Origin of the sequence: Frankia sp. AgB1.9, from assembly GCF_016786355.1 — a bacterium.
GTDB lineage: Bacteria > Actinomycetota > Actinomycetes > Frankiales > Frankiaceae > Pseudofrankia.
The window spans coordinates 54,147-79,505 of record NZ_JADWYX010000024.1; the positions used below are offsets into that span (position 1 = coordinate 54,147).

Annotated in this window: 22 protein-coding genes; 7 read left to right on the top strand and 15 right to left on the bottom strand. The window is 73.4% G+C overall.

The window, feature by feature from the left end; all coding sequences use genetic code 11:
• The first annotated feature begins 11 nt into the window (after positions 1–11).
• Positions 12–1,304 (top strand): acyl-CoA dehydrogenase family protein, encoded by a 1,293-nt coding sequence (locus I6A60_RS11705; protein WP_203015523.1) that lies wholly within the window; start codon positions 12–14, stop codon positions 1,302–1,304.
• Entirely contained in the window at positions 1,301–2,407 is a 1,107-nt protein-coding gene (locus tag I6A60_RS11710) for a type III polyketide synthase (RefSeq protein WP_203015522.1), read from the top strand. Before I6A60_RS11705 ends, I6A60_RS11710 begins: the two co-directional genes overlap by 4 nt.
• A gap of 9 nt (positions 2,408–2,416) precedes the next feature.
• Here the strand turns inward: I6A60_RS11710 and I6A60_RS11715 are convergent, their stop codons facing one another.
• The 3 genes from I6A60_RS11715 to I6A60_RS11725 are packed head-to-tail and all read right to left on the bottom strand — an operon-like array spanning position 2,417 to position 5,918.
• The gene (locus I6A60_RS11715; protein WP_203015521.1) at positions 2,417–4,714 is read right to left on the bottom strand and encodes an FtsX-like permease family protein; all 2,298 of its coding nucleotides are present in this window, start codon (positions 4,712–4,714) and stop codon (positions 2,417–2,419) included.
• Entirely contained in the window at positions 4,711–5,397 is a 687-nt protein-coding gene (locus tag I6A60_RS11720) for an ABC transporter ATP-binding protein (protein WP_203015520.1), read from the bottom strand. Before I6A60_RS11720 ends, I6A60_RS11715 begins: the two co-directional genes overlap by 4 nt.
• Positions 5,394–5,918 (bottom strand): PadR family transcriptional regulator, encoded by a 525-nt coding sequence (locus I6A60_RS11725; protein WP_203015519.1) that lies wholly within the window; start codon positions 5,916–5,918, stop codon positions 5,394–5,396. The genes I6A60_RS11720 and I6A60_RS11725 overlap by 4 nt, the downstream gene beginning before the upstream one ends.
• A 303-nt stretch (positions 5,919–6,221) precedes the next feature.
• Here I6A60_RS11725 and I6A60_RS11730 point away from each other — a divergent pair, with 303 nt between their 5' ends.
• Positions 6,222–7,025: a ferritin-like domain-containing protein gene (locus I6A60_RS11730; protein WP_203015518.1), complete on the top strand. Its 804-nt coding sequence runs from the start codon at positions 6,222–6,224 to the stop codon at positions 7,023–7,025.
• Positions 7,026–7,031: 6 nt separating this feature from the next.
• Here the strand turns inward: I6A60_RS11730 and I6A60_RS11735 are convergent, their stop codons facing one another.
• Together I6A60_RS11735 and I6A60_RS11740 are read right to left on the bottom strand one after the other, a co-directional pair.
• Positions 7,032–7,676 (bottom strand): formylglycine-generating enzyme family protein, encoded by a 645-nt coding sequence (locus I6A60_RS11735; RefSeq protein ID WP_203015581.1) that lies wholly within the window; start codon positions 7,674–7,676, stop codon positions 7,032–7,034.
• A 108-nt stretch (positions 7,677–7,784) separates the two neighbouring features.
• Positions 7,785–9,566 carry a cytochrome c biogenesis protein DipZ gene (locus I6A60_RS11740; protein ID WP_374113364.1) on the bottom strand — a complete coding sequence of 594 codons (1,782 nt, stop codon included), beginning with the start codon at positions 9,564–9,566 and terminating at the stop codon, positions 7,785–7,787.
• Positions 9,567–10,102: 536 nt separating this feature from the next.
• On the opposite strand from I6A60_RS11740, the gene I6A60_RS11745 reads away from it, so the two are divergent.
• Together I6A60_RS11745 and I6A60_RS11750 are read left to right on the top strand one after the other, a co-directional pair.
• Complete coding sequence (locus I6A60_RS11745; protein ID WP_203015516.1) at positions 10,103–10,396, top strand: DUF1540 domain-containing protein; 294 nt, start codon at positions 10,103–10,105, stop codon at positions 10,394–10,396.
• Between the two features lie 395 nt (positions 10,397–10,791).
• A complete protein-coding gene (locus I6A60_RS11750) occupies positions 10,792–11,256 on the top strand; it encodes a hypothetical protein (RefSeq protein ID WP_203015514.1) in 465 nt (154 codons plus the stop codon).
• 217 nt (positions 11,257–11,473) lie between these two features.
• Here the strand turns inward: I6A60_RS11750 and I6A60_RS11755 are convergent, their stop codons facing one another.
• Together I6A60_RS11755 and I6A60_RS11760 are read right to left on the bottom strand one after the other, a co-directional pair.
• A complete protein-coding gene (locus I6A60_RS11755; protein WP_203015512.1) occupies positions 11,474–12,151 on the bottom strand; it encodes a 1,4-alpha-glucan branching protein in 678 nt (225 codons plus the stop codon).
• Between the two features lie 121 nt (positions 12,152–12,272).
• The gene (locus I6A60_RS11760) at positions 12,273–13,172 is read right to left on the bottom strand and encodes an SDR family oxidoreductase (protein ID WP_203015510.1); all 900 of its coding nucleotides are present in this window, start codon (positions 13,170–13,172) and stop codon (positions 12,273–12,275) included.
• An 85-nt stretch (positions 13,173–13,257) separates the two neighbouring features.
• On the opposite strand from I6A60_RS11760, the gene I6A60_RS11765 reads away from it, so the two are divergent.
• Positions 13,258–13,815 carry a TetR family transcriptional regulator gene (locus I6A60_RS11765; RefSeq protein WP_203015508.1) on the top strand — a complete coding sequence of 186 codons (558 nt, stop codon included), beginning with the start codon at positions 13,258–13,260 and terminating at the stop codon, positions 13,813–13,815.
• 39 nt (positions 13,816–13,854) lie between these two features.
• On the opposite strand, the gene I6A60_RS11770 is transcribed toward I6A60_RS11765, so the two are convergent.
• From I6A60_RS11770 to I6A60_RS11800, 7 genes are all read right to left on the bottom strand, one after another.
• Complete coding sequence (locus tag I6A60_RS11770) at positions 13,855–14,694, bottom strand: GNAT family N-acetyltransferase (protein ID WP_203015506.1); 840 nt, start codon at positions 14,692–14,694, stop codon at positions 13,855–13,857.
• Positions 14,691–15,164 (bottom strand): N-acetyltransferase, encoded by a 474-nt coding sequence (locus I6A60_RS11775; protein ID WP_203015505.1) that lies wholly within the window; start codon positions 15,162–15,164, stop codon positions 14,691–14,693. The genes I6A60_RS11770 and I6A60_RS11775 overlap by 4 nt, the downstream gene beginning before the upstream one ends.
• Positions 15,165–15,611: 447 nt before the next feature.
• Positions 15,612–18,080: an FtsX-like permease family protein gene (locus tag I6A60_RS41520; protein WP_203015504.1), complete on the bottom strand. Its 2,469-nt coding sequence runs from the start codon at positions 18,078–18,080 to the stop codon at positions 15,612–15,614.
• Complete coding sequence (locus I6A60_RS11785; RefSeq protein WP_238435272.1) at positions 18,077–18,832, bottom strand: ABC transporter ATP-binding protein; 756 nt, start codon at positions 18,830–18,832, stop codon at positions 18,077–18,079. The genes I6A60_RS41520 and I6A60_RS11785 overlap by 4 nt, the downstream gene beginning before the upstream one ends.
• A gap of 11 nt (positions 18,833–18,843) precedes the next feature.
• Complete coding sequence (locus tag I6A60_RS11790; protein ID WP_203015502.1) at positions 18,844–19,422, bottom strand: PadR family transcriptional regulator; 579 nt, start codon at positions 19,420–19,422, stop codon at positions 18,844–18,846.
• Positions 19,423–19,506: 84 nt separating this feature from the next.
• Positions 19,507–20,355, bottom strand: a complete 849-nt coding sequence (locus tag I6A60_RS11795) for a hypothetical protein (protein ID WP_203015501.1) — start codon at positions 20,353–20,355, stop codon at positions 19,507–19,509.
• Positions 20,348–23,590 (bottom strand): DEAD/DEAH box helicase, encoded by a 3,243-nt coding sequence (locus tag I6A60_RS11800; protein WP_203015580.1) that lies wholly within the window; start codon positions 23,588–23,590, stop codon positions 20,348–20,350. Before I6A60_RS11800 ends, I6A60_RS11795 begins: the two co-directional genes overlap by 8 nt.
• A gap of 192 nt (positions 23,591–23,782) precedes the next feature.
• On the opposite strand from I6A60_RS11800, the gene I6A60_RS11805 reads away from it, so the two are divergent.
• A complete protein-coding gene (locus I6A60_RS11805; protein ID WP_203015500.1) occupies positions 23,783–24,313 on the top strand; it encodes a pyridoxamine 5'-phosphate oxidase family protein in 531 nt (176 codons plus the stop codon).
• A 183-nt stretch (positions 24,314–24,496) separates the two neighbouring features.
• On the opposite strand, the gene I6A60_RS11810 is transcribed toward I6A60_RS11805, so the two are convergent.
• The gene (locus tag I6A60_RS11810) at positions 24,497–25,291 is read right to left on the bottom strand and encodes a sulfotransferase (protein ID WP_203015499.1); all 795 of its coding nucleotides are present in this window, start codon (positions 25,289–25,291) and stop codon (positions 24,497–24,499) included.
• Positions 25,292–25,359 lie beyond the last annotated feature (68 nt).

Here is a 25,359-nt window from a genome sequence, read left to right on the forward strand (position 1 = left end):
GGACGACGGCGATGAGCGTCGAACTGGGCGGCCGGGTCGAGAACACACACGTCGAGAACAAACGGGTCGACGGGGCGGGGCTCGCCCGCGAGGTCGTCGCGGCGATCGCCACGCGGGCGGGCGAGGCGGACCGGCTCGGGGAGCTACCGGCCGCCGACCTCGACGACCTGCGCACGGCGGGCCTGCTGGGCCTCCTCGTCCCCCGGCGCCTGGGCGGCCTGGGCGGCACGTTCGCCGACTGGGCCGACGCCGCGCGCGTCCTCGCCGAGGGCAGCGGCTCGACCGCCCTCGCGCTGAACATGCACACCTCCGTCGTGGGTGCCCTGGCCGGGACCCCGGACGAGCTGGCCCGGGCGATGGGCGCGCCGGAGTCCTACTTCACCGCGCGCGACCGGGTGCTGGCCCAGGCAGCCGCCGGGTCGTTCATCGCCGTCGCGATGAGTGAGCGGGGCGCGGGCTCCCGGCTGTCCGGGCTGCGGACCTCCTACCGCCGCGAGGGCGACGGCTACCGGATCACCGGCCTCAAGTCGTTCTGCTCGGGCGCCTCGCACGCGGACCTCTACTTCGTCGCCGCCCGCGCCGCCGACGACACGGGCGACGACGACGACACGAGCGGCGACCGCACGGGCGGCGACGACGGGCAGCCGGCTGGAAAGGTCAGCCACTTCCTCGTCCCCGCCGGGGCGGGGGTGACCGTCGAGCCCAACTGGGACACCCTCGGGATGCGCGGTACCGGCAGCCATGACCTGCGCCTCGACGTCCGGGTCCCGGCGGACGCGCTGATCGGCGGGCTGGAGGGCCTGAGCCTGCTGATCGCGCAGATCATGCCGCAGTGGCTGGTCGCGTCCTACGCGGCCGTCTACGCCGGGGTCGGCCGGGCCACGTTCAACGCGGGCGTCGAGCACGCCCGCGGCCGTACCGCGCCCGGCCTGCCGAACGGCCTGGTCGGCCTGCCGGCGGTGCGGGCCAGGTTCGGCCGGGCCGACGTCGCGCTCGCCGCGCTCGACCTGGTGGTCGACGAGTGCGCCCGGCGGGTCGACGCCGATCCGGGTTCCCCGGCGACGAACAGCTGGGTGTGGCGGGCGAAGCTGCTCGCCGGGCAGACCGCGCAGGACGTCGCGACCTCCATCGTGGAGGCCTGCGGGACGGCGGTCACCCGGCGTGGGCATCCGCTGGAACGGCTCTACCGTGACGCCCGGTGCGGATCCCTGCAGCCGGCCACCTCCGACGTGTGCGCCGACTGGCTGGGCCTCGCGGCGCTGGGCGGCGACCCGGACGCGGACGCAGACGTGCCCCGGTGGTGACGGCGCGGCCCCGAGGCGCGGCACGGCCCGCGAACCCCCGGCCCGCGGGCACCGGGACGGCGGCCGTCATCACCGGGATCGGGACGGCCTTCCCCGGGCTGCTCGACCAGCGGAACCTGTGGGACGAGTACTTCGACCGGCGGTGCGGCGGCGACCGGGTCGCCCGTCGGATCTTCCTCGGATGCGGGGTCACGACCCGGCACGCCGTCGTGGACCCGCGCGACGAGGACGTCAGCGGGTGGTCGACGGGCGCGCGGATGCGCCGTTACGTCAGGGACGCCCAGCCGCTCGGCCTGCGGGCGGCCAGCGCCGCGCTCGCCGACGCCGGGCTGAGCGCCGCCGACGTGGGCCTGTTCGTCGTCGTGTCGTGCACCGGCTACAGCACGCCCGGCCTGGACATCCAGCTCGCCCGCGAGCTGGGCATGTCGGAGCGGGTCCGACGGCTGGTGATCGGCCATATGGGCTGCTACGCGGCCATTCCGGGGATGGGAACGGCCGCCGACTTCGTTCGGGCCCGCGGGCTGCCCGCGCTGGTGCTGTGCGTGGAACTCACCTCCCTGCACGTCCAGCCGGTGCCCGAAGGCGGCGGGCGCGACCTGGAGCAGGTCGTCGCGCACGCCCTGTTCGGCGACGCGGCCGCCGCGATCGTCCTCGTGCCCGACGCCGCCGACGGCCTAGAGGTCCTCGACACCACGGCCGCGACCGCCCCGGCCAGCGAGGAGCTGATGACCTGGGAGGTCACCGACCACGGGTTCCGGATGGGGCTGTCCTCGAAGGTCCCCGACGTGCTGGCGTCCCACGTCGAGGCGGCGACGACGGCGTTGCTCGACCCCTTCGCGCTCGGGCTCGCCGACGTCCAGGGCTGGGCCGTGCATCCCGGCGGGCCCCGCATCGTCGACGTCGTGGAGGAGCGGCTCGGGCTGGACCGGGCGCGGACCGACCCGAGCCGCCAGATTCTCGACTCCCGCGGCAACTGCTCGTCGGCGACCGTGCTGCTCGTCCTCGAACGGCTGCGCGGCGCGCTCGACGTCGGCGCCCCCGCCGTCGGGATGGCGTTCGGCCCAGGGCTGACGCTGTGCCTGGCGCTGCTGCGCCGCAGGTGACGGCCGGTCTCAGCCGTTGCGGGCCGACTCGGGACCGGTGAGGCGGGTGAGCAGCGGCATCGTCGACGCGATGATCCCGAGCGACAGGGCCAGGCCGGCCGCGACGAACGCGTAGTACGTGACGCCCGGCGGGACCAGGCCGTAGTCAAGCTGCGATCTCAGGAACATCGCCGACGCGGCGAAGCCCGCCCCGGTCGCGAGCAGGGCCGCGGACAGCAGCGGCAGCACGCTCTCCATGCCGACCACGCGGCGCAGCACCGCCAGCGGCGCCCCGGCGAGGCGCAGCATCGCGAACGGGCGACGACGGTCCGACAGGCCGGCGACGACGCTCACCGCGAGGCTGCAGCCGGCGATCGGCAGCGTCGTCGCCAGCACCACGTTCGCCAGTTGCCGCCAGCCGGCCAGCACCCGCTGCTGGTCGGAAGCCCAGTCGTTGACCATGCGGACCTCCTGCTGGGGATACGCGACGGTCAGCAGTGTCCGGGTCCGCTCCATCGCCGCCGTCGACCCGTCGGTGGTGACGTAGAGCATCTGCACGGGCAGCGTGGCGATCGCGGCGCTGCTGATCGGGGCCGTGGGCCACACCTGGTTCGGCGCGGACTCGAGGTTCAGGAAGGCGTCCAGCGCGACGGCCGCGACGCTCGCCCCGGCCGAGCAGTGGCCGATGACCACGAGGCGGGCCAGGTCCGAGCACGCCACCAGGCCGTCCGGCACCGTGGGAATCTCCGCGAGCAGCGGGTCGCCGGGAGCGGCGCGGGTCACCGGGGTCTCGGGACCGTTTGGCGGGCCCGAACGGACTTCCAGCACCTTTCCGATCTTGTCAGGGTCGGCGTGCACGACCGCGAGGCCGCTGAAGCCGGGAACGGCACGGAGCTGGGCGACGAGCCGGTCCGGCGTCGCGCCGGTCAGCGGCGCGTCGGACAGCGAGCCGTCCTGCACCGCGGTCCTCGTCTGCGCGTCACCGGCCAGCGAGCCGCGATCGACGTTGATGGTGCCGATGATGCTCACCGTCGCCGTGGTCACGAACAGGGCGAGGACCAGGCCGCTGACCGAGCGGAAGCCGGCCTTCGGATCGTCGGCGAGCCGGCGGGCCGCGATCAGCGTCGCCGGCCGGCGGGCCCGGCGGGCTCCCGCCCGCGCGGCGGTCATCGTCAGCCACGGCCCCGCCACCACCAGGCCCAGCATCACCAGCAGGAAGCCGGTGAGATACGCCGCCGCCTGGCCGTTCGTGCTCGCCGGTCGCCGGCCGAGGAAGAAGGCGAGCTCACCGAGCCCGGCCACGAGAACGAACAGCCGCCAGACCTGGGGCGGACGCGGCGTCACCCTACGAGTCACGCCGAGCGGCGAGATGGTCACCCGCCGCAGTGCGAGCCGCGCCGCCACCGCCGCCGCCACCGGGACGCCCAGGGCGACGACCACGGCCTGCAGCGCGGTCAGGGTCAGGTCCGCGGTGAAGAACCGGTCGCCGGTGAAGGGAACGGTGGCCACAGCCGGGCGCAGCAGGAAGAAGAGGCCGAAGCCGACGACGAGGCCGGCGCCGGCGGCCACCGTCGACTCGACCGTCGAGATCACCGCGACCTGGCGCGGGGTGGCGCCGACCAGGCGCATCGCCGCGTACCGCTGCTCGCGGGTCGCGGCGGACAGCCGCGTCGCGGAACCGATGAACATCAGCACCGGGAACACCAGCGCGGCCGCCACCACCGAGAAGATCAGCGTCAGCGCGTCGCCCCGCACACCGGACGCCGGGCAGTCCTCGCCGCAGACCGGCGGGAACGTGCGGGCGAGCGCGGTGACGGCTCGTGCGTCGGGCCCGGCTTTCACCTCGGCCTGGGTGCGGCCGAGCACGGCGACCAGCGCGTCCGGCGAGGCCAGCGCGTCGTCACCGACCAGGCCGGCGAGGCGGCCGGGGAACCGGTCGCCGAGCTGGTCGGCGGGCGTCGACCGCAGCAGCCGGGCCAACGCCGGCGAGGCGTAGTACTGACCGGCCGCGGGCACCCTGGCCAGGCCTGGCGGGACCGGTGCGGTCGGCCCGGTTGCGGCGACGTCGACCTCGACGATCGACCTGCCGTCGTAGTAGTCGGTGTGCGACCGCCACAGGAGCGGGTCGACCGGGGCCGTCTCTGTCCGGCTCGCGGCGCCGCTGTCGAGCCAGACCTGGCGGTCGTTCTGGTGCCCGACGGCGTTGCTGGCGGCGAGCGTGGACAGCAGCAGCCCGACACCGACGGCGACTGCCGCGGCGATCATGACCAGGCGCCCGACGGCGGACCGCCCGCCGCTGACCGCGAGGCGCAGCGCGAAGGCGATCACGAGCCGACCCGTTCGACGGTGAGCGGACTGGTCCGGCCGTCCCGGACGATCACCTGGCGGTCGGCGTAGGCGGCGACCCGCGGCTCGTGGGTGACCAGGACGACCGTGCTGCCCTGTTCCCGGGCCGCGTCGACCAGCAGGTCCATCACCTGCTCGCCGGTCAGCGAGTCGAGGGCGCCGGTCGGCTCGTCGGCGAAGAGCACCCTGGGCCGGGTCACCAGGCCGCGGGCCAGCGCGACGCGCTGCGCCTCGCCGCCAGAGAGTTCCCCGGAGCGGCGCCGATGCAGGCCGTCGAGGCCCAGCCGGGCGAACCACGGCCTCGCCTCGGCGAGGGCCGCCGCCCGTCGGTGGCCGCCCAGCAGCAGCGGGAGGGCGACGTTCTCCTCGGCGGTCAGCTCCGGGACGAGCTGGCCGAACTGGAAGACGAACCCGAACGTGTCGCGGCGCAGGGTGCTGCGCCGCTGCTCGTCGAGGGTGTCGATCCGCTGCCCGTCGATCCACACCTCCCCCGCGTCGGGCACGAGGATGCCGGCCAGGCAGTGCAGCAGGGTCGACTTGCCGGAGCCGCTCGGCCCCATGATCGCCACGACGTCGCCGGCGTCGACGGTGAGGCTCGCGCCGCGCAGGGCCGGGGTCCCGCCGAAGGACACCTCAAGGTCACGGGCCTCGATCAGGGCGGTCATGCGCGCACCTTCGCGGCGAGCTGGTCCAGGCGGCCCGCCGTCGCGTCGATCCAGCGCAGGTCCGCCTCAAGGTGGAAGAGCCCGTGGTCGGCGAGCAGCACGTCGACGATCTCCCCGGTCCGGCGCAGGTCGGTCAGCTCCCGCATGCGCCGCAGGTGGGCCAGGCGCTGGATGTCGAGGTAGCCATGCGCATCACGGCCGAGCATCAGGGCCAGCACGACCTTGGTGAACAGCAGCGACTGCAGGTTGGGCTCGGGCGTCACCGCCTCGGTGAGCCACGCCTCGAACTCGGTGGCGCCCGTCTCGGTGATGACGTAGCGCCGGCGTTCCGGCCCGTCGCCGGGCTCGGCGTCGCCGGCGAGGACCTTGCCGTCGCGGGCCAGCCGGCCCAGCGTCGAGTAGACCTGGCCGTACGGCAGGGGCTTGCCGCGGCCGAAGAATGCGTCGTAGTCCCGCTTGAGGTCGTAGCCATGACTCGGCTCTCGCTCCAACAGGCCCAGCAGCGTCAGGGGAACACTCACAAGGTCACTATACACCGCGTATCTACGCTGGGTGTAGGTCCCCGGTGAGTACAGGCGCGCCGACGACGTCCGTGCGGACGGGCTCGTCTTCGGGACGGTGCCGTTGCCGGGTGGCCTTGCCGCCTGCCTCTGCCGGCTGGCCTCGCCGGCAGCGCTTGTCGGCTGCCTGACCCCATCCCGCCAGGCCGTGGCCACGAATCACCGGCGACGGCGGGCTGGGGCCGAGGCGTCGCGCAGGCGCGTCGGAGCCGCTCGCCACCCGAGATACGCGTGCTCGCACGCGACTGACGAAGGCGGCCCCGGATGGCATTCGACGTTGACAGCTTCGCGCGCACCGCCGCGCCCGTGCGTACCGACGACCTGGGTGACCTGGCGGCACAGTTCGCCGGCCGGCCGCTGTCCGACGAGGGCCTGCGCTGCCTGCGCTACATGCACGACGTCGAGAGCCACACGGTCTGCTATCTGCGCGACCTGCTCCTGACGCCGTCGCATCGGGACCCGCGGATCACGACGTTCCTCACCGTGTGGAACTACGAGGAGCACGCCCACGGCGTGGCGCTCGGTTCGGTGCTCGCCGCGCACGGCGAGCCGCACGGCGACGAGCGCAACGCCGCGGTGCGCGCGCGCCAGGGACGCTTCGAGGGGCTGAAGGCGATGCTCACCGCGGCCGCGGCAGCCGCGGTCGGCGAGGACTTCGTCGCCGTGCACATGAGCGTGGGCGCCGTGAACGAATGGACCACCCGCTCGGGCTACGCCCGGCTGATCGAGCGTGAGCAGCACCCGGCGCTGACCGAGCTGCTGACCCGGATCATGGCGCAGGAGAGCAGGCACATCGCGTTCTACGCGAGCGAGGCCAGGACCCGCCTGGCGGCGAGCGCACGGGCCCGCCGGGTCACCCGGTGGGCGCTGCGCCGGAAGTGGGCACCGGTCGGGTCCGGGGTCATGCCCGCCGAGGAGACGGCGTTCGTGCTCGGGCATCTGCTGGACGGGGAGTCCGGGCGGCGCGAGGCGAGGCGCATAGACGCACTGATCGACCGGCTGCCCGGCCAGGCCGGGCTCGGCCTGATGACCGGCACCGCCCACCGCTACGCGGCCGCCGGGGGGTAATACCTCCTACGCGGAGCGCGCGATCCGGAACCCGACATCATCAATCTGAAAGGTCGGGTGACTTCGGCGACGTACCGAGGCCCGGCAGCTCCAGTGCTCGTCAAACCAGCCGCCACCACGGAGCACCCGGTAGGCACCGTAGACCTCGGCGTCGTACACGTCCCAGCACCACTCCCAGACGTTGCCCAGCATGTCGAAGAGGCCCCACGGGTTGGGCTGTCTGCCTCCCACCTCGTGTAGCCGCTCGCGCGAGTTTCCTCGATACCAAGCGATCTCGTCGAGTTGTCCATACCGTGGGCCGACCGTGCCGGCGCGGCAGGCGTGCTCCCACTCGGCCTCCGTCGGCAGCCGGTATCCATCAGCGGACGCGTCCCATTCGACGCTCTCGATGTCAGCATCAAGGCGGTACGCGGGGGCCAGCCCCGCACGGTGGGACAGCAGGTTGCAGAACCGGACCGCGTCCCACCAGGAGACGTTCTCGACCGGCAGCTGATCGCCTCGCGCGGTACTCGGCCGCTCGCCGGTGACCTCTGTGTATTCCGCCTGCGTGATCGGGAAAGCGGCAAGCTGGTACGGCGCCAGCTCGACGGACCAGCTGCGCGTCGATCGCCGGTCCGACAGCGTCACCTGCCCCGGCGGGACGGAAAGCATGCCCGTTCCTGTCTCCGCCGCCACGAGTAGATGATGCTACCGACCTCGGCCCTTGATGACAGTGCGCCCCAACAGCATCGGCGCGCTGCTAGTCAAAGGTGCGCGCTGCTAGCCGAAGGTGAAGGAATAGGCGGTCAGGCCCGGCGACAGGATGACGGTCAGGGTGTCGCGCGCCGGCGACGGCCGATCGGCCAGCGTGTAGATGTTGGGAGCGCCCGAGACCTGGTACGTCGTGGTCTTCCCGTCCAGGGTCGCGGTGATCGTCCCGGTCCCGCCGACGTCGAGATAGGCCGCCCCGGCGAAGAAGTTCAGCTCGATGCCGGCGTTCTCCTCGGCGGTGAGGGCTTCCTCGCCGACGGTCCAGGTACCCGCGAGCGCGAACGCGTCGTCCGGGAGCGCCTGCGGATAGCTGAAGGTGCGCCGGCCCGAACCGAGTGGTTCCTGGATACCGTTCGTCGCCCGCTCCGAGCCGAGATAGGTCTCCGGCGTCTGGTCCGGGTCGTCGGGCGTGGTGTCGGCGACGTCGGTGCTCGCGGGCAGCGTGACGGCCGGGTGCGCGGCGGTCAGGAGCTGGCGGATCAGCGACTCGGTGGTCGAGTAGTCCCCCTCGCCGATGGCGACATGCCGCACCTCGCCGGTCGCGTCGATGAGGTACTCGGCGGGCCAGGAGTCGTTGCCGAAGTTGTTCCAGGTCGTGTACCCGTTGTCCACGGCGACCGGGTAGGTGATGTGAAGCCTCTTCGCGCCGGCCGCCACGTTCGCGGGGACGTGTTCGAAGGCGTACTCCGGCGTGTGCACGCCGATCACGACCAGGCCGGCGGCCTTATACGCGGAATACCACGCCTGCACGTGCGGAATGGCGCGCTGGCAGTTGATGCAGGAGTAGGCCCAGAAGTCGACCAGCACCACCTTGCCGGCGAGGTCGGCCGCGGTCACCGGCGTGCCGTCCGGGGTGTTCAGCCATTGTTGGATTCCCGAGATGGCCGGTGCCTTGCCGCAGTTCTGCGGGACCGGCCGGGCCTCCTGCGCACAGGTCGCGAGACCCGCCGCCTGATCGGACCCGAGTTGCGCCGAGACGCCGGCGCCGTCGAGATCCTTGTTCAGGCTGGCGGTGTAGTCCGGAACCGTGCGCTGCAACGCGTCGGTGACATCGAACGTGAGCGCCACCGCCAGCGCGATCATCACCGCGCCGGCGACGATGCGGACGCCGCGTTCGCGATCCCGGAAGGCGCGGACCCGCTCGGCGACCCCGCGACCGGCCAGGGCGAAGCCGAGCAGCGGCAGCGCGGTCCCGCAGGCGAAGGCCACGGTCAGCGCGACCGTGCGCAGCCCGATCATGCCCGTCGCGCCGGCGACGGTGATCGCCGCGAGCACCGGGCCGGCGCACGGCACGTAGACGGCCCCGAGCGCCAGCCCGAGGACGAATCCGCCGTGCTCGCCGCTGACCTGACGTTGGCCGATCCGGGAGAAGGGCCGTTCGAGCAGGTGCTGGACCGGCGGGAACATCATCGCGACGCCGAGCAGCACGAGGGCGACCAGGCCGGCCCAGCGCACGATGTCCGTCGGCAGCGGCAGAACGCTGAGCACCAGCGTTCCCAGGAGAGTGAAGGCGCTGAAGCTCAGCGCGAGCCCCGCGACCACGAGATACGGACGACGGCTCGCCCGCCGCTCCGCCCGGTCCCGCCGACCAGCTCCGGGCACCGTCTTACCGTGTGCCGGCACAGCTTGGCCCGGCGCGGGCGCCGCCTGACCGGGTGCGGGCGCGGGCTGGCGGGGTCGCGTGTCCTGGACCCCGCCGGCGAGGAAGACGACCGGCAGCACCGGCAGGACACAGGGCGAGATGCCGGTGATGATCCCGCCGACGATCCCGATCAGCACGAGCGTGATCAGCGCAGACCTCCCACCCGCCGGCCGGCCCGCGAGCTCCGCGCCGACATCCTCGTCGTGCCGCGATCTTAGGTCCCGACCCTGTGCGTCGCGTTACGCCAAATCTTTCGATTCGCGGATCCCGAACCGACCCGCCTCCGCGGCCGCCAGCGGTGGAGCCACCCGCGCGCTCGCCTCGACGCGACCGGACCGCCCCGAGGTCGTGGTCGAGGTCGAGGTCCCCACCCCGGAGCCTTTCGGCCCTGGCCGTTACCAGACGAAGACGCCCCGGACTCCCACGCTTTGGCTCTCGCCCGGCAACCCGAGGTCGACGTGCGCGAAATTCCTCCTCGAATAAGGATAGCCTTACCTCACCGGTGTTCCGGGATTTCCGGGGGCGGCCGCGCCACAATCTTCGGAAATATCTCGGCTATGCGGCGGCATTCAGGATTCCAGCGCGCGGTTTTCGCCTTGACGGCGCGGCCGGCAGCTTCTAGGAAATGCTGGCGGGGCGGACCCGCGATGCTTTCAGGAACGCGACGCCGACCGAGGGAGATCCCATGCAGCTACCGATGATCACGAAGTGCGCCGTCGACGCCTGCGCCTACAACCGCGAGAACGCCTGCCACGCCCCGGCTATCACCGTGGGCGACACGGGCGCCATGGTGGCGCATTGCGACACGTTCCACGTGGCTCCGATGAAGGGCGGCGACCCGGGCGAGACCGGCCGGGTCGGCGCGTGCAAGGTCTCGGACTGTTCGCACAACCAGAATCTGACCTGTCACGCGAAGGGAATCACAGTCGGGTTCCAGAGCAACGGCGTCGACTGTCTTACCTACAAGGCCCGCCGCTAGAAACGTCCCCGAGAGCCGGCGGCCCGACGTGGCCGCCGGAGAGCCCGGCGCGGCCCGCTGGACCTACCCGAGCCCGGGGGCGACGGCGGTCGCGGGTCGCGTCGGCGGACGGCGTCGGGGTTGGTCGCGGCGACCAGGAAAGGACAGGAGACGGAGAAGGCTCGATACCATCCCGAACTCGCCTAACAGGAGCCGACCCGCTTCAATGCCGTTTCTCATCCGACCTCCGGCCGGCCCGTGACAATTTCGGGCACCGGCCGCAAAAGGCCGTCACGGTAGGACGCCCCACACGCCAGCCGTATCGTTTTCCGGGAACCGGCAGCTTAAGGCCGTGGACTGATGATATTCTCCGGTACCGGTGGGCAGGGCTGGCGACGTAAAGTCCGGGTGAGAGCATGTCCAATCAGGAGAACTGGGCCGACGTTTTTATCAGTCAGCTCATGTACCCAGCCCTCGAAGTCCTCGTCAACACGGTGCTCCTCGGGCTGTCCACGTACTACGTCGTGCACGCGTTCAACGACAACGTCTCGCTCGGTGCGCGGACGGCCGCCGTGACCCTGATCCCGCTGATCGTCGTCACGTACCTCGTGAAGAACCTTCGTCAGCCGCTGGCCAGGGCCGCGTCGGCCGGCTCGCCACGGGTGACGTTCGCGCTGACGACGGTCGTCGGGTTCTCCGCCTTCCTGGTCCTTCAGCAGTCCACCTCGCTCGCGCTCGACGGGTTCGTGCTGAGCCTCGTCTTCTCCTCGTTGATCGGGGTGCGGGCGAGCCTCCAGGAGGACCGGAGAATCTCCTACCTGTTCGGCGCCGCACTCGGCGGCCTGCTCGCCGTCGCGACCATCGGCCTGCCGGGCACCTGACCGCACGGCAGGCCAGGCCACGGCGCTCCCCCATGGCCGCTGCACCGGGCGCGCCGACCGACGGAGGAGGAGCGTCCCGACCGTCGGCGGCTGGCCGCCGCCTTGATCGCGATTTGGGCCCTGGGATGGTCGTGACGGGGACGTTTCTACAACCACCCCAGGGCTCAAACCGCGATCATGACCGACGTGCTGCCGGGCGACCTCGTAGGAGGCAGCCCTAGTCGCCGGCTCGGGTCGCGGTGACGAGGAGGCCGGTCGACTCGGAACCGTCGGGCTGACGCCAGACGGCCTGGACGTGGCCGGCCCGCTCGGCCACGACGGCGGGGCGAGCCGGAAGGGCCCGGGCGACCCGTACGACGAGGGCCGCCGCCGCCCCGTCAGTGTCCGCCACCGAGATCCGCATCCTCGTCCCGTCGGGCCCGTTGCTGGCCAGGGTGCACGCGGACACGACGAGGTCCGCGCCGGGGAGGACCGGGGTGCTGCGCACCGACGGGTCCGGGGTGTCGGAGAGGCTCTGCGCCTGCGGTACGGACTGGCCCTGCAGCAGGGCGATGAGCTGGGTGGTGAAGACCCAGTCGTGCGTCGCGTCGTAGACGTACCTGGTTCCGAGCACGCCGTGCTCGGTGGTCCCGATGAGGCCCGCCTCCGAACCTGTTGGCGGGGTCCCGCGGTAGGTCATGGGCACGTGGTAGGTCACCGGTCTGCCGCCGGCCAGGTCCGTGGCGAGCATGAACTCGATCCCGACCTCGCCGGCCGGGTCGTCGAGCCGGAAGCCGCCCACCTTGGTCAGGCGCGGGGCCTGGCCGGCGTCGAGATACCACGGCTGGCTGGGAAGCCAGGCCGTCAGCAAGTCCAGCTTCGACGGAACCAGCGTCGTGTTGTGAATCGTCGCCATGCTCGGATTGTCCTCCCGGCGCCTGGTCCGTCGCGCCACCGGCCGGCCCGCGGCGGGCCCGGCCCGACGGCCGCCTCAGGCCCGCGGCCCGCCGCCGGCCGAGTGTCACGCGGGAGGCCGGTCAGTCCGGCAGCGCGTAGGCCCCGGCGGCGATGTCCTCGAACAGCGTCGGGCCGGTGGGCGTCCAGCCGAGCAGCTCACGGGTGCGGGCGTTCGACGCGGCCACATCGAGGCCGAAGAAGCGCCCGATCCAGCCGAAGTGGGCGTCGGCGTCCGCCGGCGCGACAGAGCCGGTCGGCAGGCCCAGGTAGTCGCCGAGGGCGGCGGCGATGTCGCGGGAGGGCAGACCGGCCTCGGCCACCGCGTGCACCCGCGCACCGGCCGGCGCCTTCTCCAGCGCGAGTCGGACCAGGCGGGCGGCGTCGGAGCGGTGCACGGCCGCCCAGCGGGTCGAACCGTCACCGATGTAGCCGGCGACGCCGCGCTCCTTGGCGATCTTCGACAGGACCGAGGTGAACCCGTGGTCACCCAGGCCGTGCACGGTCGGCGAGAAACGCAGCGCCACCGGGCGGATCCCGCGGTCGGCTGCTTCGAGGGCGAGGTTCTCGCTGCCGCCCCGCAGCGAGTCGGCACCGTGGAACGGCGACGGGTCCTCCTCGGTCAGCGGCCGCCCCACGCCTGGCGAAGCCAGCCCGGAGGCGAGCAGGAACGGCCGGTCGCTGCCCGCGAGCGCGTCGAGCATCCGCGCGACGGCGGCGTGCTCGGTCCTGCCCGCGCCGGCGTAGTCGGAGAAGTCGTGGTTGAAGGCGAGGTGGACGACGCCGTCGCTGGCCGCGGCCGCCGCGGCCAGGTCGTCAGGGTCGTCGAGGCTGCCGCGGTGCACGTGGGCCCCCTTCGACTCCAGCGCGGCGGCCGCGTCGTCGGAGCGGGCGAGACCGACGACCTTGTATCCGTTGGCGAGGAGCTCGTCGGTGACGGCGGAGCCGATCCAGCCGGAGGCACCGGTGACGAAGACACGCATGGCTGACTTCCTTCGACGAGTATGTCAGTGACTGACATCGACAGTAGCACGCCATGTCAGGCACTGTCATCACTACACTCGGCATGTGGGTCGTTGGGAACCGGGCGCGCGCGGGCGGATGATCCGCGCCGCCGTCGAGCTGTTCGCCGAGCGCGGCTTCGAGCAGACCACCGCCGGCGACATCGCCGAGCGCGCCGGCGTCACCGAGCGCACCTTCTTCCGGCACTTCGCCGACAAGCGCGAGGTCCTCTTCGACGGTTCGAAGACGATGGTGCAGACCGCGTACGAGGCGATCCTGGCCGCGCCGGCCGAGCTCTCACCGCTCGACGCGGCCCTGGCCGGGATCGTGGCGGGCGGCAGCCTGCTGGGCGAGATCCGCGATCACTCGGTGCGCCGCTCCCAGATCATCGCGGCCAACCCGAGCCTGCAGGAACGCGAGCTGCTCAAGCTCGCGGCGATGACCGAGACGATCGCCGAGGCGCTGCGGGCCCGGGCGATCGGCGAACCGACCGCCAGCCTGGCCGCCCACAGCGCGGTGACCGTCTTCCACGTGGCCTTCGCCCGCTGGGTCTCGGCCACCGACCCGCCAAGCTTCGCCGGCTGCGTCGCGGACGCGGCGGCCGCGCTGCGCGCCCTGATCTGACCGGACGTACGCGCCGGCCGGGCAGGTAAGGCGCCCGGTTCAGAGGTCCTTGACCAGCACGGCCCGGGTGTAGAGCAGGTCGAAGCCCAGTCGCTGCACGTTCTGCTGGGATCTGGAGCCCGGCTGGGTCGTGACGACCGCGATGTCGCAGCCCGCGGCGTCGGCAAGCCGCGCGGCCAGAAGCGCCGACTGGACACCGCGGCGGCGGTGCGCGGGGGCGGTCGCCGCGCCGGTGAGCTGCGCGACGCCCTCGGCCGTGCGCATGCTCGCGCCGCCGGCAATCACACCGTCACACCGCGCGAGGTAGCGGTGAACGCCGGCCGCCGCCATGTCGAGCACGGCGCGCCGCAGGATCTCGCGGGGGAACTCCTCGTGGGTCGGGACCCCCTGGGTGTCAGGGTGGGCGAAACCGTCGACGACGACGTCGAGCCACGGCTCGAACTCGTCGTCCCCGCTCGGCCGGACCTCGACGCCCGGCGGGCTCACGCGCCGCGGGCTGCCGTCCAGGGACCGGCCGAGGACGTTCTCGAACGAGACCAGCCGGTACCCACGACCGGTCAGGAGTTCGCCCACCGCCGGGTCGGCCAGCTGGGAGAGCTCCACCTGGACCGGCGCGCCACAGGCGGCGAACGCCTTCTCCACCTGCTCAAGGTCGGCCACGTCGGGTACGCCGGCGAAGCCCAGCCCGACGATCTTGTTCATCGGCGAGCCCTCCTCGGCGAAGCTCGCCACGCCGCCGGCAACGGGCCTGACGAAGCCCGGCGTGCCCGTCTGGCGGAGCCCAGCGGCTTCGCTGCCGCGGGCGATGAGCTGCGCCTCGACCCGTTCGATCCGCTCGGCCAGGGCGACGTCACAGAACAGCGAGGGGTGAACGGTCATCGGGCGTCCAGGTCGTATCTAAAGACGATCATGTCTCGCATGACGATCCCGTGGTCACGAATCGGGGGTCGCACATAGGCGAAGTAGTCGGGCTTCACCGCGCGCATGCGGAACCCGCATTTCTGGTAGAAGGCGATGTTGTCGAGCGCGGAGTTCGCCGTACCGACGAGGAGCGACCTCCCGTGAGCGGGCAGCTCGGCCTGTATCGCGGCGACGATCTGCCGGCCGTAACCCTTCCCGCGCTCGTCGGCGGAGACCGCGAGGTAGAGAAGCTCGGCCTCGGCGTCCGGTTCTCCCCAGCGCACGACCGCGGCGCCCACGTCCGCTGCGTCGAGGGTCGCAGCGTAGGTGGCGCAGGCCGGGTCGCGCAGCGCCGCCCTGACAAGCTCGTCGTCCTCTTCGGCGTCGCGCAGGATCGGCATCAGCCGCCCCGCGGCGGCACCGTCTACCCGCGCACAGCGCACTGTCACGACGACGACCTTTCACGTATTCCTCGCGCGGTGCGCGGCAGGCCGGAGAAGCTCTCGGATTCGCCCGCGGCGTGTCCGTCCACAGGCAGTCCTCATCCGGCACGGCGTTCGGTGGGCCTGCCGGAGACGCAGCTGACCTGCGGTTCGGCGGTGTCGCCGCGAGCCATAACACTCGCACTCCGGATCCGGCTCGGCAACCGGATATCGCCGACACCAGCTGACGACCGAAGACGACTCACGCGGATGACACGGTGGCAGCCCTGGGTCGCCACTAGCTCCGCGACCGCCGACGTCTGCCCGTCTTCCTGATCGCTGTCTTGGCCCTCCGATGGCTACGAAACGGACCCGGTAACGACCACCGGAGGGCCAAAACAGCGATCTTGGGGAAGCCGAGGGCGAACTTTGCCGGAGGCGGTCTTAGATTTCGCCGCCACCGTCCGGACGGGGTCAGTCCGCGAGCCTGCGCCCGAGCGCCGGTGGCTCCTTCCCGGCCAGCAACCATCCCGCCACCGCGGCGACCAGCGGTACCCCCACGAGCAGGACCAGCGGGTACACCGGCGGTATCCGCCCGAAGACCGCGAGATCGTGCCGGTACACCGCGACCAGGCCGAGCCCGGCGCCCGCCGTGCCGAGTATCCCGCCGAGCAGCGCGAGCCCGCCCGCCGTGGCCGCGGTGAGCGTGCGCCTGATGCCGGCCGTGGCCCCGGTCGCCGTCAGCGTGCGCAGGTCGGCGGCGGCCTCGCCGCGGATCAGGCCGACGGTCATGGCCAGGACCGCGAGCGCGAGCAGCAGCCCGCCGGCCGTGGCGCCGGCCCGGACCGTCCGCACGCCCGAATGACCGTCGCGGAACTCGACGGTCAGCCCGGCCGCGGCGGCGATCCGCCGGGCGTCGGCCCGCTGCGCGTCGGTCAGCGGCTGCGCGGACTCCAGCAGCCAGCCGGCCCGGACGGGGGCGAGATGGCGGCGGGTGAGTGCGCCGGCGGTCAGCAGCGTGTCGGGCAGCGACGTGAAGCGGGGGCCGCTGACGTGCGTGCTGGACGGCTGCCGGGCCTCACGCCCGTCGTCGAAGATGACCAGCGGCCCGGCCCTGGCCGTGACCACGTCCGTGGCCGGTGGGATCTGCACCCCGTCGGCGCCCACGAGCCGCAGCAGGTCGGGCGTGGCGACGTACGCCGGGATCCCTTCGTACTCGCCGCCGCCGCGCGGCCGGTCGAGCTCCACGGCGCGCCGGACGGATTCGTTGCCCTGCAGGCCCAGCTCCGGGCGGGCCGCCGGATCGTAGGCCAGGTCCAGCGGGATCACGGCCGGATGTGGGAACACCGCCGCGAGCTGCTCGACCTGCGCGGCCAGGCCCTGTAGCTGGGCGTCGGTGCGGATGGGGACGAGGTCGGGCGGGTCGCCGGGCCGCGCGATCCCGACGAGCAGCTGGTGATCGCCCAGGTTCCCGCCCGTCGGGCTGCCCTGGATGCCCGTCGTCACCACGACGATGGCGGCGGCGATGCCCAGCGCAAGGCTGATCGCGGCGAGGGCCGCCCCGGAGCGGGCCTGGTGGCGGCCCAGGTCGCGCAGCGCCAGCCGGACGGCGACCGGAGCCCGTCCACCCGCCGCGGCGAGCAGCCTGATCGCCGGCGGTCCCGCGAACAGCATCGCGAGCGCCATCGCCACCGTGCCGGCGACGATCAGGGCCGGGCTCTTCTTCTCACCGGCCGCCAGCAGTCCCAGCCCGACGGCGAGGAAGAACACGCTGACGAGCGCCGGGCGGTGCGACGGCCTGGGCGCGGGCGGACGGCCGGACAGGGCGAGCGTGACCGGCAGGCGCGACACCGCGCGGGCCGGCCACCAGGCCGCGGCCGTCGCCATCAGCACGGCGAGCAACCCGACGCCGGCGACCAGCGGCCAGGGGATGTCGAGCCGGTCGATCCGGTGCCCGACCGCCGGCTCCAGCCAGGCGGCCACCGCCGGCCACAGCGCCAGCCCGAGGGCGGCTCCGGCCCCGGCGGCGAGGCCGCCGACCAGCAGGCCGGTGACGGCCATCATCAGCCGGACGTGGCGCTCGGTGGCGCCGATCGCCGCGAGCATCCCGAGCTGGCGCAGCCTGCGGTGGGCGAGGACGGCGAACCCCGCGGCCGCCACGAACGCGACGAGCAGGAGCAGGACCGTCGCGCCGCCGAGGACGAGGGTCGTGATCACCAGGTGGTCCGTGTTCGGCCCCTGCCCCATCACCTGGCCCACCGTCGTCAGGTGGAGGGCCTCGAGGCCAGGTCCGTTGTTCCTGGCGAACACCGACACGGTCTGCGGCGGGGCGGCGGCCGAGGGCGCGACCAGGACGAAGTCGTCCGCCAGGTCGCTCGGGTCCTCGGCGATGCCGACGATCACCCGCCGGTGGCCGTCGAGCGAGACGGTCCCGCCGAGCCGCAGCCCGAGCAGCTTCGCCACCCCGGTGGTGACGGCCGCCTCGTTCAGTCCGGACGGGTAACGGCCGCGGTGCATGGCGAGCAGCTGTCCGGTAAAGGTGCCGTGCGGCGTCTGTTCGCGGTAGTCGACCGCCTTGGCCAGGCCCGCGACGCTGTAGCCGGAGTGGCCGATCACATCGACCGTTCCGAACGCGTGGCGCAGGGTGGCGACGTCGGCCGCCAGGTCCGCCGCGTGGCCGTTCTGCCCGTTGAGCACGTACACGGCCCCGGCCGTACCGAGCTTGGGATCGGCCTGCGGCGGCACGTTGTACAGCGTGGTCCCGCCACAGACCGCCACGGCCACCGTCAGCAACAGCAGGAGGGTCACCAGGACCTGGGAGCGCCACTCGCGGCGCAGCATCCGCCAGGCCCACCGCGTCATCGCCCGCCGGGCGGCGAGGCCGCCGTCCGCGGGGGCGCCCGACGGCCGGGTCCGCGGCCGGGGCGGAGTCTCGACGGTCACCGCGGCACGTCCGCCGTGAGCAGCGACTCGGGGCCGGCGGCCGGGCCGGCCTGGTCCACGGCCACGCCGTCCCGGACGAACACGACCCGGTCGGCCCAGGCGGCGAGCTGGGCGTCGTGGGTCGCCAGCACGGCGGCGGCCCCTTCCTTGCAGGCGTTGCGCAGCAGCCGCATGACGTTCTCGCCGGCCTGGGAGTCCAGCGAGCCGCTCGGCTCGTCGGCCAGCAGCAGCCGGCGCTGGCCGACCAGGGCACGGGCGATGGCGACCCGCTGGCGCTGCCCACCGGACAGCTCGTCGGGGAAGCTGTCCGCCCGGTCCGCCAGACCGAGCCCGTCGAGGGCCCGGCGCGCCGACTCGGCGGCCTTCCTGGCCTTCAGGCCGTCGAGCTCCAGCGGCAGCGAGATGTTCTCGGCGGCAGTGAGCCCGGGCAGCAGGTTGAAGTCCTGGAAGACGTAGCCGATGTGGCGTCGTCGCATCCGTGCGCGGTCGGCCGCCGACAGGCCCGCCAGCGAGGTGCCCTCGACCAGGACGTCGCCGCTGGTCGGCTGTTCCAGACTGCCCGCGATGGTCAGCAGGGTGGACTTGCCCGAGCCGCTCGGGCCCATGATCGCGACCATCTCGCCGGCCCGGACCGACAGGTCGACGCCCGCCAGCGCGTGGACCTCGGTCGGCCCCGAGCCGTACACCTTGGTCACGGCGCGCAGCTCCAGGACGGGGGCGGTCGGGAGGGCGTCCGCCGGGACGGCATCCATCGAGGTCGTGGTCACCGGGCCGCCCTCGCGGTGCGCCGAGCCGGGGCGGGGACCGGCGCCGCGGGGGACGCCACGGGTGGGCGGTGCCGCAGTCGGCCTTCCGCCGCGTCCAGCCACCGGACGACCGCCTCCAGCCGGAAGATCTCGGCGTCCGCGACCAGCAGCAGCCCGAGGTCGCCCTCGGCGGCGTCCTGCTTCAGCCGGGTGTAGCGGCTCATCGTCTCGATCAGGTGCCGCCGGTGGCTCTGGAGGATTCCGGCGACGTCGGCCTCCGGCAGCCGCGCGGCCACCAGCACCTTGATGACCAGCTCGTCGCGGGGCGGCGCGTCGGCGCCGGGCGGCGTCGTGAGCCAGCGGGCCAGCTCGGCGCCGCCCTCCGGCGTGATCCGGAACGTCTTCTGCGGGCCCGGCTCGTCGCCGTCGTCCGAGGCGACCAGCCCGTCCCGTTCGAGCCTGGCCACGGTCGTGTAGACCTGCCCGACGTTGAGCGGCCAGACCTCGCCGGTCCGCGCCTCGAACTCCTGGCGCAGTTGCAGGCCGTACTTCGGGCCCTCGCTCAGCAGGGCCAGCAGGGCATGTCGCACGCTCACGGGCGCCCGTCCTCTCGGAGAATACTCGGTATCATACCCGGTATACACCAAGCCTGGCGAGACCCCCGCGTCAGCGCGTCAGACTCATCCCTCGACGGGACCGTCAGCACGGGGCGCGCTCGCCCGGCGGGCCGCGAAGACCTGGTAGGCGGGGCGCAGCTCCTCCCGCAGGTCACCGAGCGGCTCCACCACCAGCGGACCGCACAGGTCCAGCAGGATGTCGGGGCGGGCCGGCGCGTGATCACCGGACCGGACGCCCGAGCCGCCGGCCGGGGCCGGCGCGGACCAGAACGCCGTCGGGGAGCTGGGCAGCGGGACCGCTGTCTCGCCTGTCGTCCCGTCTCCTGGCTGGCCGGGCGCTCCCGGCGGCCATCCCCCGGGCCAGGCCTGGGTGCCGCCGCCCGGCCGGGACGCCGAGGCCGGCCGCAGGCGCCGCAGGCCGGCGAGGACCGCGTCGCGCTCGCGGCCGCGCAGCGCCAGCAGCGCGAACGCGTCGAGGTCGATCGACTCGCCGAGCCGGTGGCAGGCCGCCACGAGGTGCGCGCACGGCCGCTGCCAGTCGGCGCAGGTGCAGTCCATCGCCAGGTCGTCGGCCCGGGTCGGCAGCAGCGAGAGCCCGAGTACCGCGAAGGCGTCCTCGACGTCGGCGGGCATCGAGCCGGCCAGCAGCGCGGCGGCGTACCGGGCCTGCGACGCGAGCGCCCGCTCGATCCGCCCCCAGTCCGTGTCCCCGAACGTCCGGACGGCGAGCCGGGTCTTGTGCAGGTCCTCGTTCTGGTCGCGGACCATCGCGACGACGAGGTTGCCGGACCGCCGCACGCTGAGCACCGCCTCGGTGCGGGCCAGGGCGCGGCCGGCGCGCAGCGGCTCGGGCGGGCTCATGCCCTCGATCAGCGCGAGGAACCGGGACGACCACCAGGCCTGGTCAGCCATCGACTGCCTCGGGGGCGAGCGCGACGAGGTCGCGCAGCTCGTCGGTGTCCAGCGCCGCGAGCCAGCTCTCCCCGCCACCGACGACGGTCCGGGCCAGCGCCGCCTTGTCCACCAGGATCCGGTCGATCCTTTCTTCCAGCGTGCCCATGCACAGCAGGGTCCGCACCCACACGTCCCGGCGCTGCCCGATCCGGTGCGCGCGGTCGGTGGCCTGCGCCTCGACCGCGGGATTCCACCAGCGGTCGATGTGCACGACGTGGTTCGCCGCGGTCAGGTTGACGCCGGTGCCGCCGGCCTTGAGCGACAGCAGGAACACCCCAGGACCGGTCCCGGTCTGGAACCGTTCGATGAGCGCGTCACGCTCGGCCGCGCGCAGGCCGCCGTGCAGGAACGACACCTCCACCCCGAGCCGGGTGGACAGGTAGGGCGCGAGCATGGCGCCGAACCGGGCGAACTGGGTGAAGCAGAGCGCCCGCTCGCCGCCGGCGACGACCTGCGTGAGCAGCTCCTCCAGCCGGGCGAGCTTGCCGGAGCGCCCGGCCAGCGCCGAGCCGTCCCCGAGCAGGTGCGCCGGGTGGTTGCAGACCTGCTTGAGCCGCGTCATCGCCGCGAGCACCACGCCGTTGCGCCGGACCGGGGAGGAGGCGTCCCGCAGCCGTTCCATCATGTCGTCGACGACGGCCCGGTAGAGCGCCGCCTGCTCGGCCGTCAGCGTGCACAGCTGGCGCAGCTCCACCTTCGCCGGCAGGTCCCGCAGCACGGCCGGATCGGTCTTGACCCGGCGCAGCACGACCGGGCGGATCCGGCGGCGCAGCCGGGCCGTCGCGTCGGGGTCGCCGTACCGCTCGATCGGCACCGCGTAGCGGGCGTGGAACGAGCTGGCCGAGCCGAGCAGGCCCGGATTGACCGCCCGCATGATCGACCAGAGGTCGCCGAGCCGGTTCTCGACCGGGGTGCCGGTCAGCGCGACCCGGTGGCGCGCGGTGAGCCGGCGGACGGCCCTGGCCTGCGCGGTCGCGGCGTTCTTGATCTGCTGTGCCTCGTCGAGGACGAGCCGGTCCCAGCCGACCTGGCGGAACTCCTCGACGTCGCGGGCGAGCTGTGTGTAGGTCGTGAGGACGAGGTCATGGCGGCCGGCGGCCTCCGCCAGCGGCCTGCCGTCGCCGCTCGCGTGATGGATGTGGACGGTGAGGCCGGGCGCGACCTGCTCGGCCTCGCGCCGCCAGTTGCCGAGCACCGAGGTCGGGCAGACGACGAGGGTGGGCTCCCGCCGGGCGCCCGACCGGGCGAGCAGCTCCAGCGCCAGGACCTGGATGGTCTTGCCCAGGCCCATGTCGTCGGCGAGGACCGCGCCGACGCCGAGCCGGTCGAGCAGGGCGAGCCAGGCCAGGCCGTGTTCCTGGTAGGGCCGCAGCCGCACACCCAGCCCGGCGGGCGGCTCTACGGCCGTCAACCCGGCGCGGTCTGGGCCCGGCTCGCCGACGGCTCCCGCGAGCAGGGCGCCCAGCCAGCCGTCGGCTACGACCTCGACGTCGTCGCCGGAATCCTGCTCGTGGCCAGGCTGGAGGCCCGTGTGGGCAAGGACGTCGCGGACGGTCAGCTGGCCGCCGGCGGACTGCCGGGCCAGGTCGAGGCCGGCCAGCTCGCGCGGGCTCACCCGGGTCCAGCGGCCCCTGAGCCTGACCAGCTCCGTCTTGGCCGCCGCGAGGGCGTCGAGCTCGACGTCGGTGAGCTCGACGTCGCCCAGGCTGACGGCCCAGCGGAAGTCCACGATCCGGTCGAGGTCCGTCGTGACATCCCGCAGGACCGGCGCCACCGGATGCACCGCGCGCACGGTGAGCCGCGACGCGGAGCGGGCCGGGCGCGTCCACCACGACGGCACGAGCACCCCGAAGCCCTCCTGCTCCAGCGCTCCGGTGAGGCGCAGGAACTCCTGGGCCTGGTCGAGGTCGAGGTCCAGTCCGGTCGGCCTGGCCTCGCGCAGCGCCCGGCCCAGCCCCGGCCACACGGCGACGGCTCGCCCCAGCCCGGCGAGCAGCGACTCCTGGGCGTCGGTGGTCCAGCTCGTCGGCCCGGCGGGGCGGCGGGTCCAGACCTCGCCTGCCAGTACCTGGACGCCGGCGTCCGCGACCGCCTGAAGCAGGAAGTCGACCCGCCAGGCGTCGACGTCACCGGGCGACGTCCGCGACAGCGCGCCCGGTTCCCCCAGCCGGAAGCACACCCGCGTCGGCCAGGACCGCCCACCGCCCGCCCGCCACGCGCCGACCTTGGCGGCCAGCTCGCGGACCGGGGCGTCGGCGCCGGTGAGCCGCGGATCGCCGTCGAGGGCACGCAGCCAGTCGGCCGTCGCTCCCGCCAGTCCTGACCGCCGCGGTCTCCGGGCCTTCGGGGCCGCGGTCTTCGAGGCGGGGGCCGCCAAGTCCCCGGCCTTCGGGTTGCTCGCCCTCAGGTCGCCCGTCTTCGGGTCGCTCGATTTCGGGTCGCTTGTTTTCGGGTCCTGGGCCTTCGGCGTGCGGCTGGCCCGTTGGAGCCGGTCACGGGCGTGGGCGTCCACGAGGTCGTCGAGTGCCGCGCTCAGCGCGTCGGCCGGGCTCGTCCCGGGCGTGTCCCCGTCGACGGCGGCCCGGAACGCCGGTGGCATCGCGGCACCCAGCTCGTCGAACCGGTCGGCGTCCGGCCCGGTGCGGACAGGCAGCCACCGCGCCACCGCCCCGGCGCCGTCGCCTCCGACAGCGGGCAGGACGCGGCCCCGGTCGACCAGATCCGCCGCGAACCTGTCGAGGGCCAGCAGGAACAGCGCGGACGCGCCAAGCCGAAACGCCTCGCCGGGCGGTTGACCAGGCGGTTCGCCGTAGCCGAACGTGACCGGGACACGTGGCCGGACCGTGTCGACCAGCCAGCGCCGCAGCACCGGGCTGTTCCCCGCCGCCGTCGGACCATCCGACGCCGGCCCGGCTTCGGCCAGGGCGGCCGTCAGCTCCGGCGACGCGACTGGTCCCGTGGCCGTGGTCGGCAGCACGACCGCGCACTGCCTGGCCGGGTTGTCAACGGCGGGCCTGGTGGCACCGCCAGCCTCGGCGGGCTGTTTGGTGACGAGGGGCGCCAGGTCCAAGCCCGTGGCCGCGAAGGGATGTCGAGCGCCGCCTCCCGGGAGTGCCTCATCCCGGCGCCGTGTGTCCTCGGCCCACAGCCGGACCCCACCGGCGGCCGTGCAGACCGCGTGCACGACCAGCATCGACACCCCCAAGGGCGGACCGGAGCCCAGACCAGCGCAGCCGCGCGGGGCCTCCCCAGGACTCTCGGCCCCGAGCTTACGGAAGGCCTCCGACACGATTCCGAATCCGGCCGAACCAGCCAGCGGCCCACCGGTCCGGACTTGCGCGCCGTTCTCCGATGAGTCCTGACGTCCGGCCCGGTCGTAGCAGTCATGGAAACCACCAATCTCGCCACGCTGTACGACTCGCCGCTGCTCGACTGGTCCGGGATCGAGGCCCGGCTCGGGCGGGGCCTGCCCCAGGCACCTCACGCCGGCGGACCGGACCGTCATACCTGCTGGCTGGCCACGATCAACCCGGACGGCGGCCCGCACGTCACCGGCATCGGCGCGCTGTGGACCGACGGCAGCTTCTGGTTCGAGACCGGGCGGGGCACCCGCAAGGGACGCAACCTCGCCCGTGACCCGCGCTGCACGCTCAGCGTCGCGACCCACGAGTTCGACCTGACCATCGAGGGCACCGCGGACCTGGTCACCGATCCGGCCACGGTCGCGGAGCTCGCGGCGCTCTGGGCCTCCCAGGGCTGGCCGGCTCGGGTCGACGACACCGGCCTCGCGCTCACCGCCGAGTTCAGCGCGCCCTCGGCCGGACCGCCGCCCTGGCACGTGTACCGCCTGACGGCCCGCGCCGCGACGGCCCTGGCCACCGTCGACCCCGGCGGCGCGACGAGGTGGCGCTTCTGAAGCAGTGCGGCACGAGATCCGCACCGCGGTTCCGGTGTCTCCATGATTGCCGTTTCGGCCCTCGGATGGTCGTAACCGGGCCTGTTTCGTAGCCACCCGAGGGCGAAAACAGCGATCAAGGCGACGGGGCGCGGGCCAGCGGGTCGCGGGTAGCGGGGCAGCGGGCGGGTCGCGGGGAGCGGATCAGCGGGGAGCCGGTCCCGAGGTGGCTGCCGTGGGCCGGGGCGCCTCGATCGGGTAGTGCCAGGACCGCGCCGGTTCTCGCAGGTCTTCCGGCACCTCGTCGATGCCTGGCAGCGGGCGGTGCGGCTGGATCCGACCGGACCGGATGTTGTCACTCCAGTCGCCGATTCCGCGGGTGAAGGGGCCGTGGCCGAACCGGCCGTACTCCGTCATCGTCGGTTCCCACGGCACGTCCAGGAAGGCGCACAGGCGCCGCGCGACGTCCGCCGGGTTCGTGGTGAGCTCCTCATAGCGGACGGTCAGGCCGGGAAGCTCTGCGCGGGCCTCGTTCATCGACCGCACGAACCCGGCGGTCCTGCCCACCGGATCCATGTCGACCCGCCCTTCCCAGGCCCGGGCCAGCGACGCCGCGATGCTGGCCGGATGCCGGACCAGGTAGATGTAGCGGGCGCCCGGCCAGCATTCGGCGACCCGGCGCCACGTCAGCACCTCGTTCGTCGTCTTGTTCACGATCAGGCGTTTGCCGCTGCGCACCAGCTGGCGATGCAGGAGCCGGTCCCAGAGAAGGTGCTCCAGGTCGCGCAGGGTGAGGCCGAGCGCGTCGATCGCGATCTCGGCGTAGCGCTCGGCGTGGCGGCCCGCGCTCCATTCCCTGGTCTGCACCGCCAGGAGTGAAAGATGCAGCTCATGCGGAGCGTGAATCTCCGAATGGCTGTCGAGAACGGTCCGCAGGAGTGTCGATCCGGACCGGGGCGGCGAAAAGATGAAGATTGGCGACGCTACCAGGCGTTCCATGTCCACCCCTCGGTCCTACGTGGTCGCTGTCTGGCCAGGAAATGTTTCCCTGGCGTTCGCGTGACGTC

Coding starts and splice junctions, on each gene's coding strand:
- I6A60_RS11705 (WP_203015523.1), top strand. CDS start 12: ATGAGCGTCGAACTGGGCGGCCGGGTCGAGAACACACACGTCGAGAAC.
- I6A60_RS11720 (WP_203015520.1), bottom strand. CDS start 5,397: ATGACCGCCCTGATCGAGGCCCGTGACCTTGAGGTGTCCTTCGGCGGG.
- I6A60_RS11730 (WP_203015518.1), top strand. CDS start 6,222: ATGGCATTCGACGTTGACAGCTTCGCGCGCACCGCCGCGCCCGTGCGT.
- I6A60_RS11735 (WP_203015581.1), bottom strand. CDS start 7,676: ATGCTTTCCGTCCCGCCGGGGCAGGTGACGCTGTCGGACCGGCGATCG.
- I6A60_RS11745 (WP_203015516.1), top strand. CDS start 10,103: ATGCAGCTACCGATGATCACGAAGTGCGCCGTCGACGCCTGCGCCTAC.
- I6A60_RS11750 (WP_203015514.1), top strand. CDS start 10,792: ATGTCCAATCAGGAGAACTGGGCCGACGTTTTTATCAGTCAGCTCATG.
- I6A60_RS11755 (WP_203015512.1), bottom strand. CDS start 12,151: ATGGCGACGATTCACAACACGACGCTGGTTCCGTCGAAGCTGGACTTG.
- I6A60_RS11760 (WP_203015510.1), bottom strand. CDS start 13,172: ATGCGTGTCTTCGTCACCGGTGCCTCCGGCTGGATCGGCTCCGCCGTC.
- I6A60_RS11770 (WP_203015506.1), bottom strand. CDS start 14,694: ATGACCGTTCACCCCTCGCTGTTCTGTGACGTCGCCCTGGCCGAGCGG.
- I6A60_RS11785 (WP_238435272.1), bottom strand. CDS start 18,832: ATGGATGCCGTCCCGGCGGACGCCCTCCCGACCGCCCCCGTCCTGGAG.
- I6A60_RS11795 (WP_203015501.1), bottom strand. CDS start 20,355: ATGGCTGACCAGGCCTGGTGGTCGTCCCGGTTCCTCGCGCTGATCGAG.
- I6A60_RS11800 (WP_203015580.1), bottom strand. CDS start 23,590: ATGCTGGTCGTGCACGCGGTCTGCACGGCCGCCGGTGGGGTCCGGCTG.
- I6A60_RS11805 (WP_203015500.1), top strand. CDS start 23,783: ATGGAAACCACCAATCTCGCCACGCTGTACGACTCGCCGCTGCTCGAC.
- I6A60_RS11810 (WP_203015499.1), bottom strand. CDS start 25,291: ATGGAACGCCTGGTAGCGTCGCCAATCTTCATCTTTTCGCCGCCCCGG.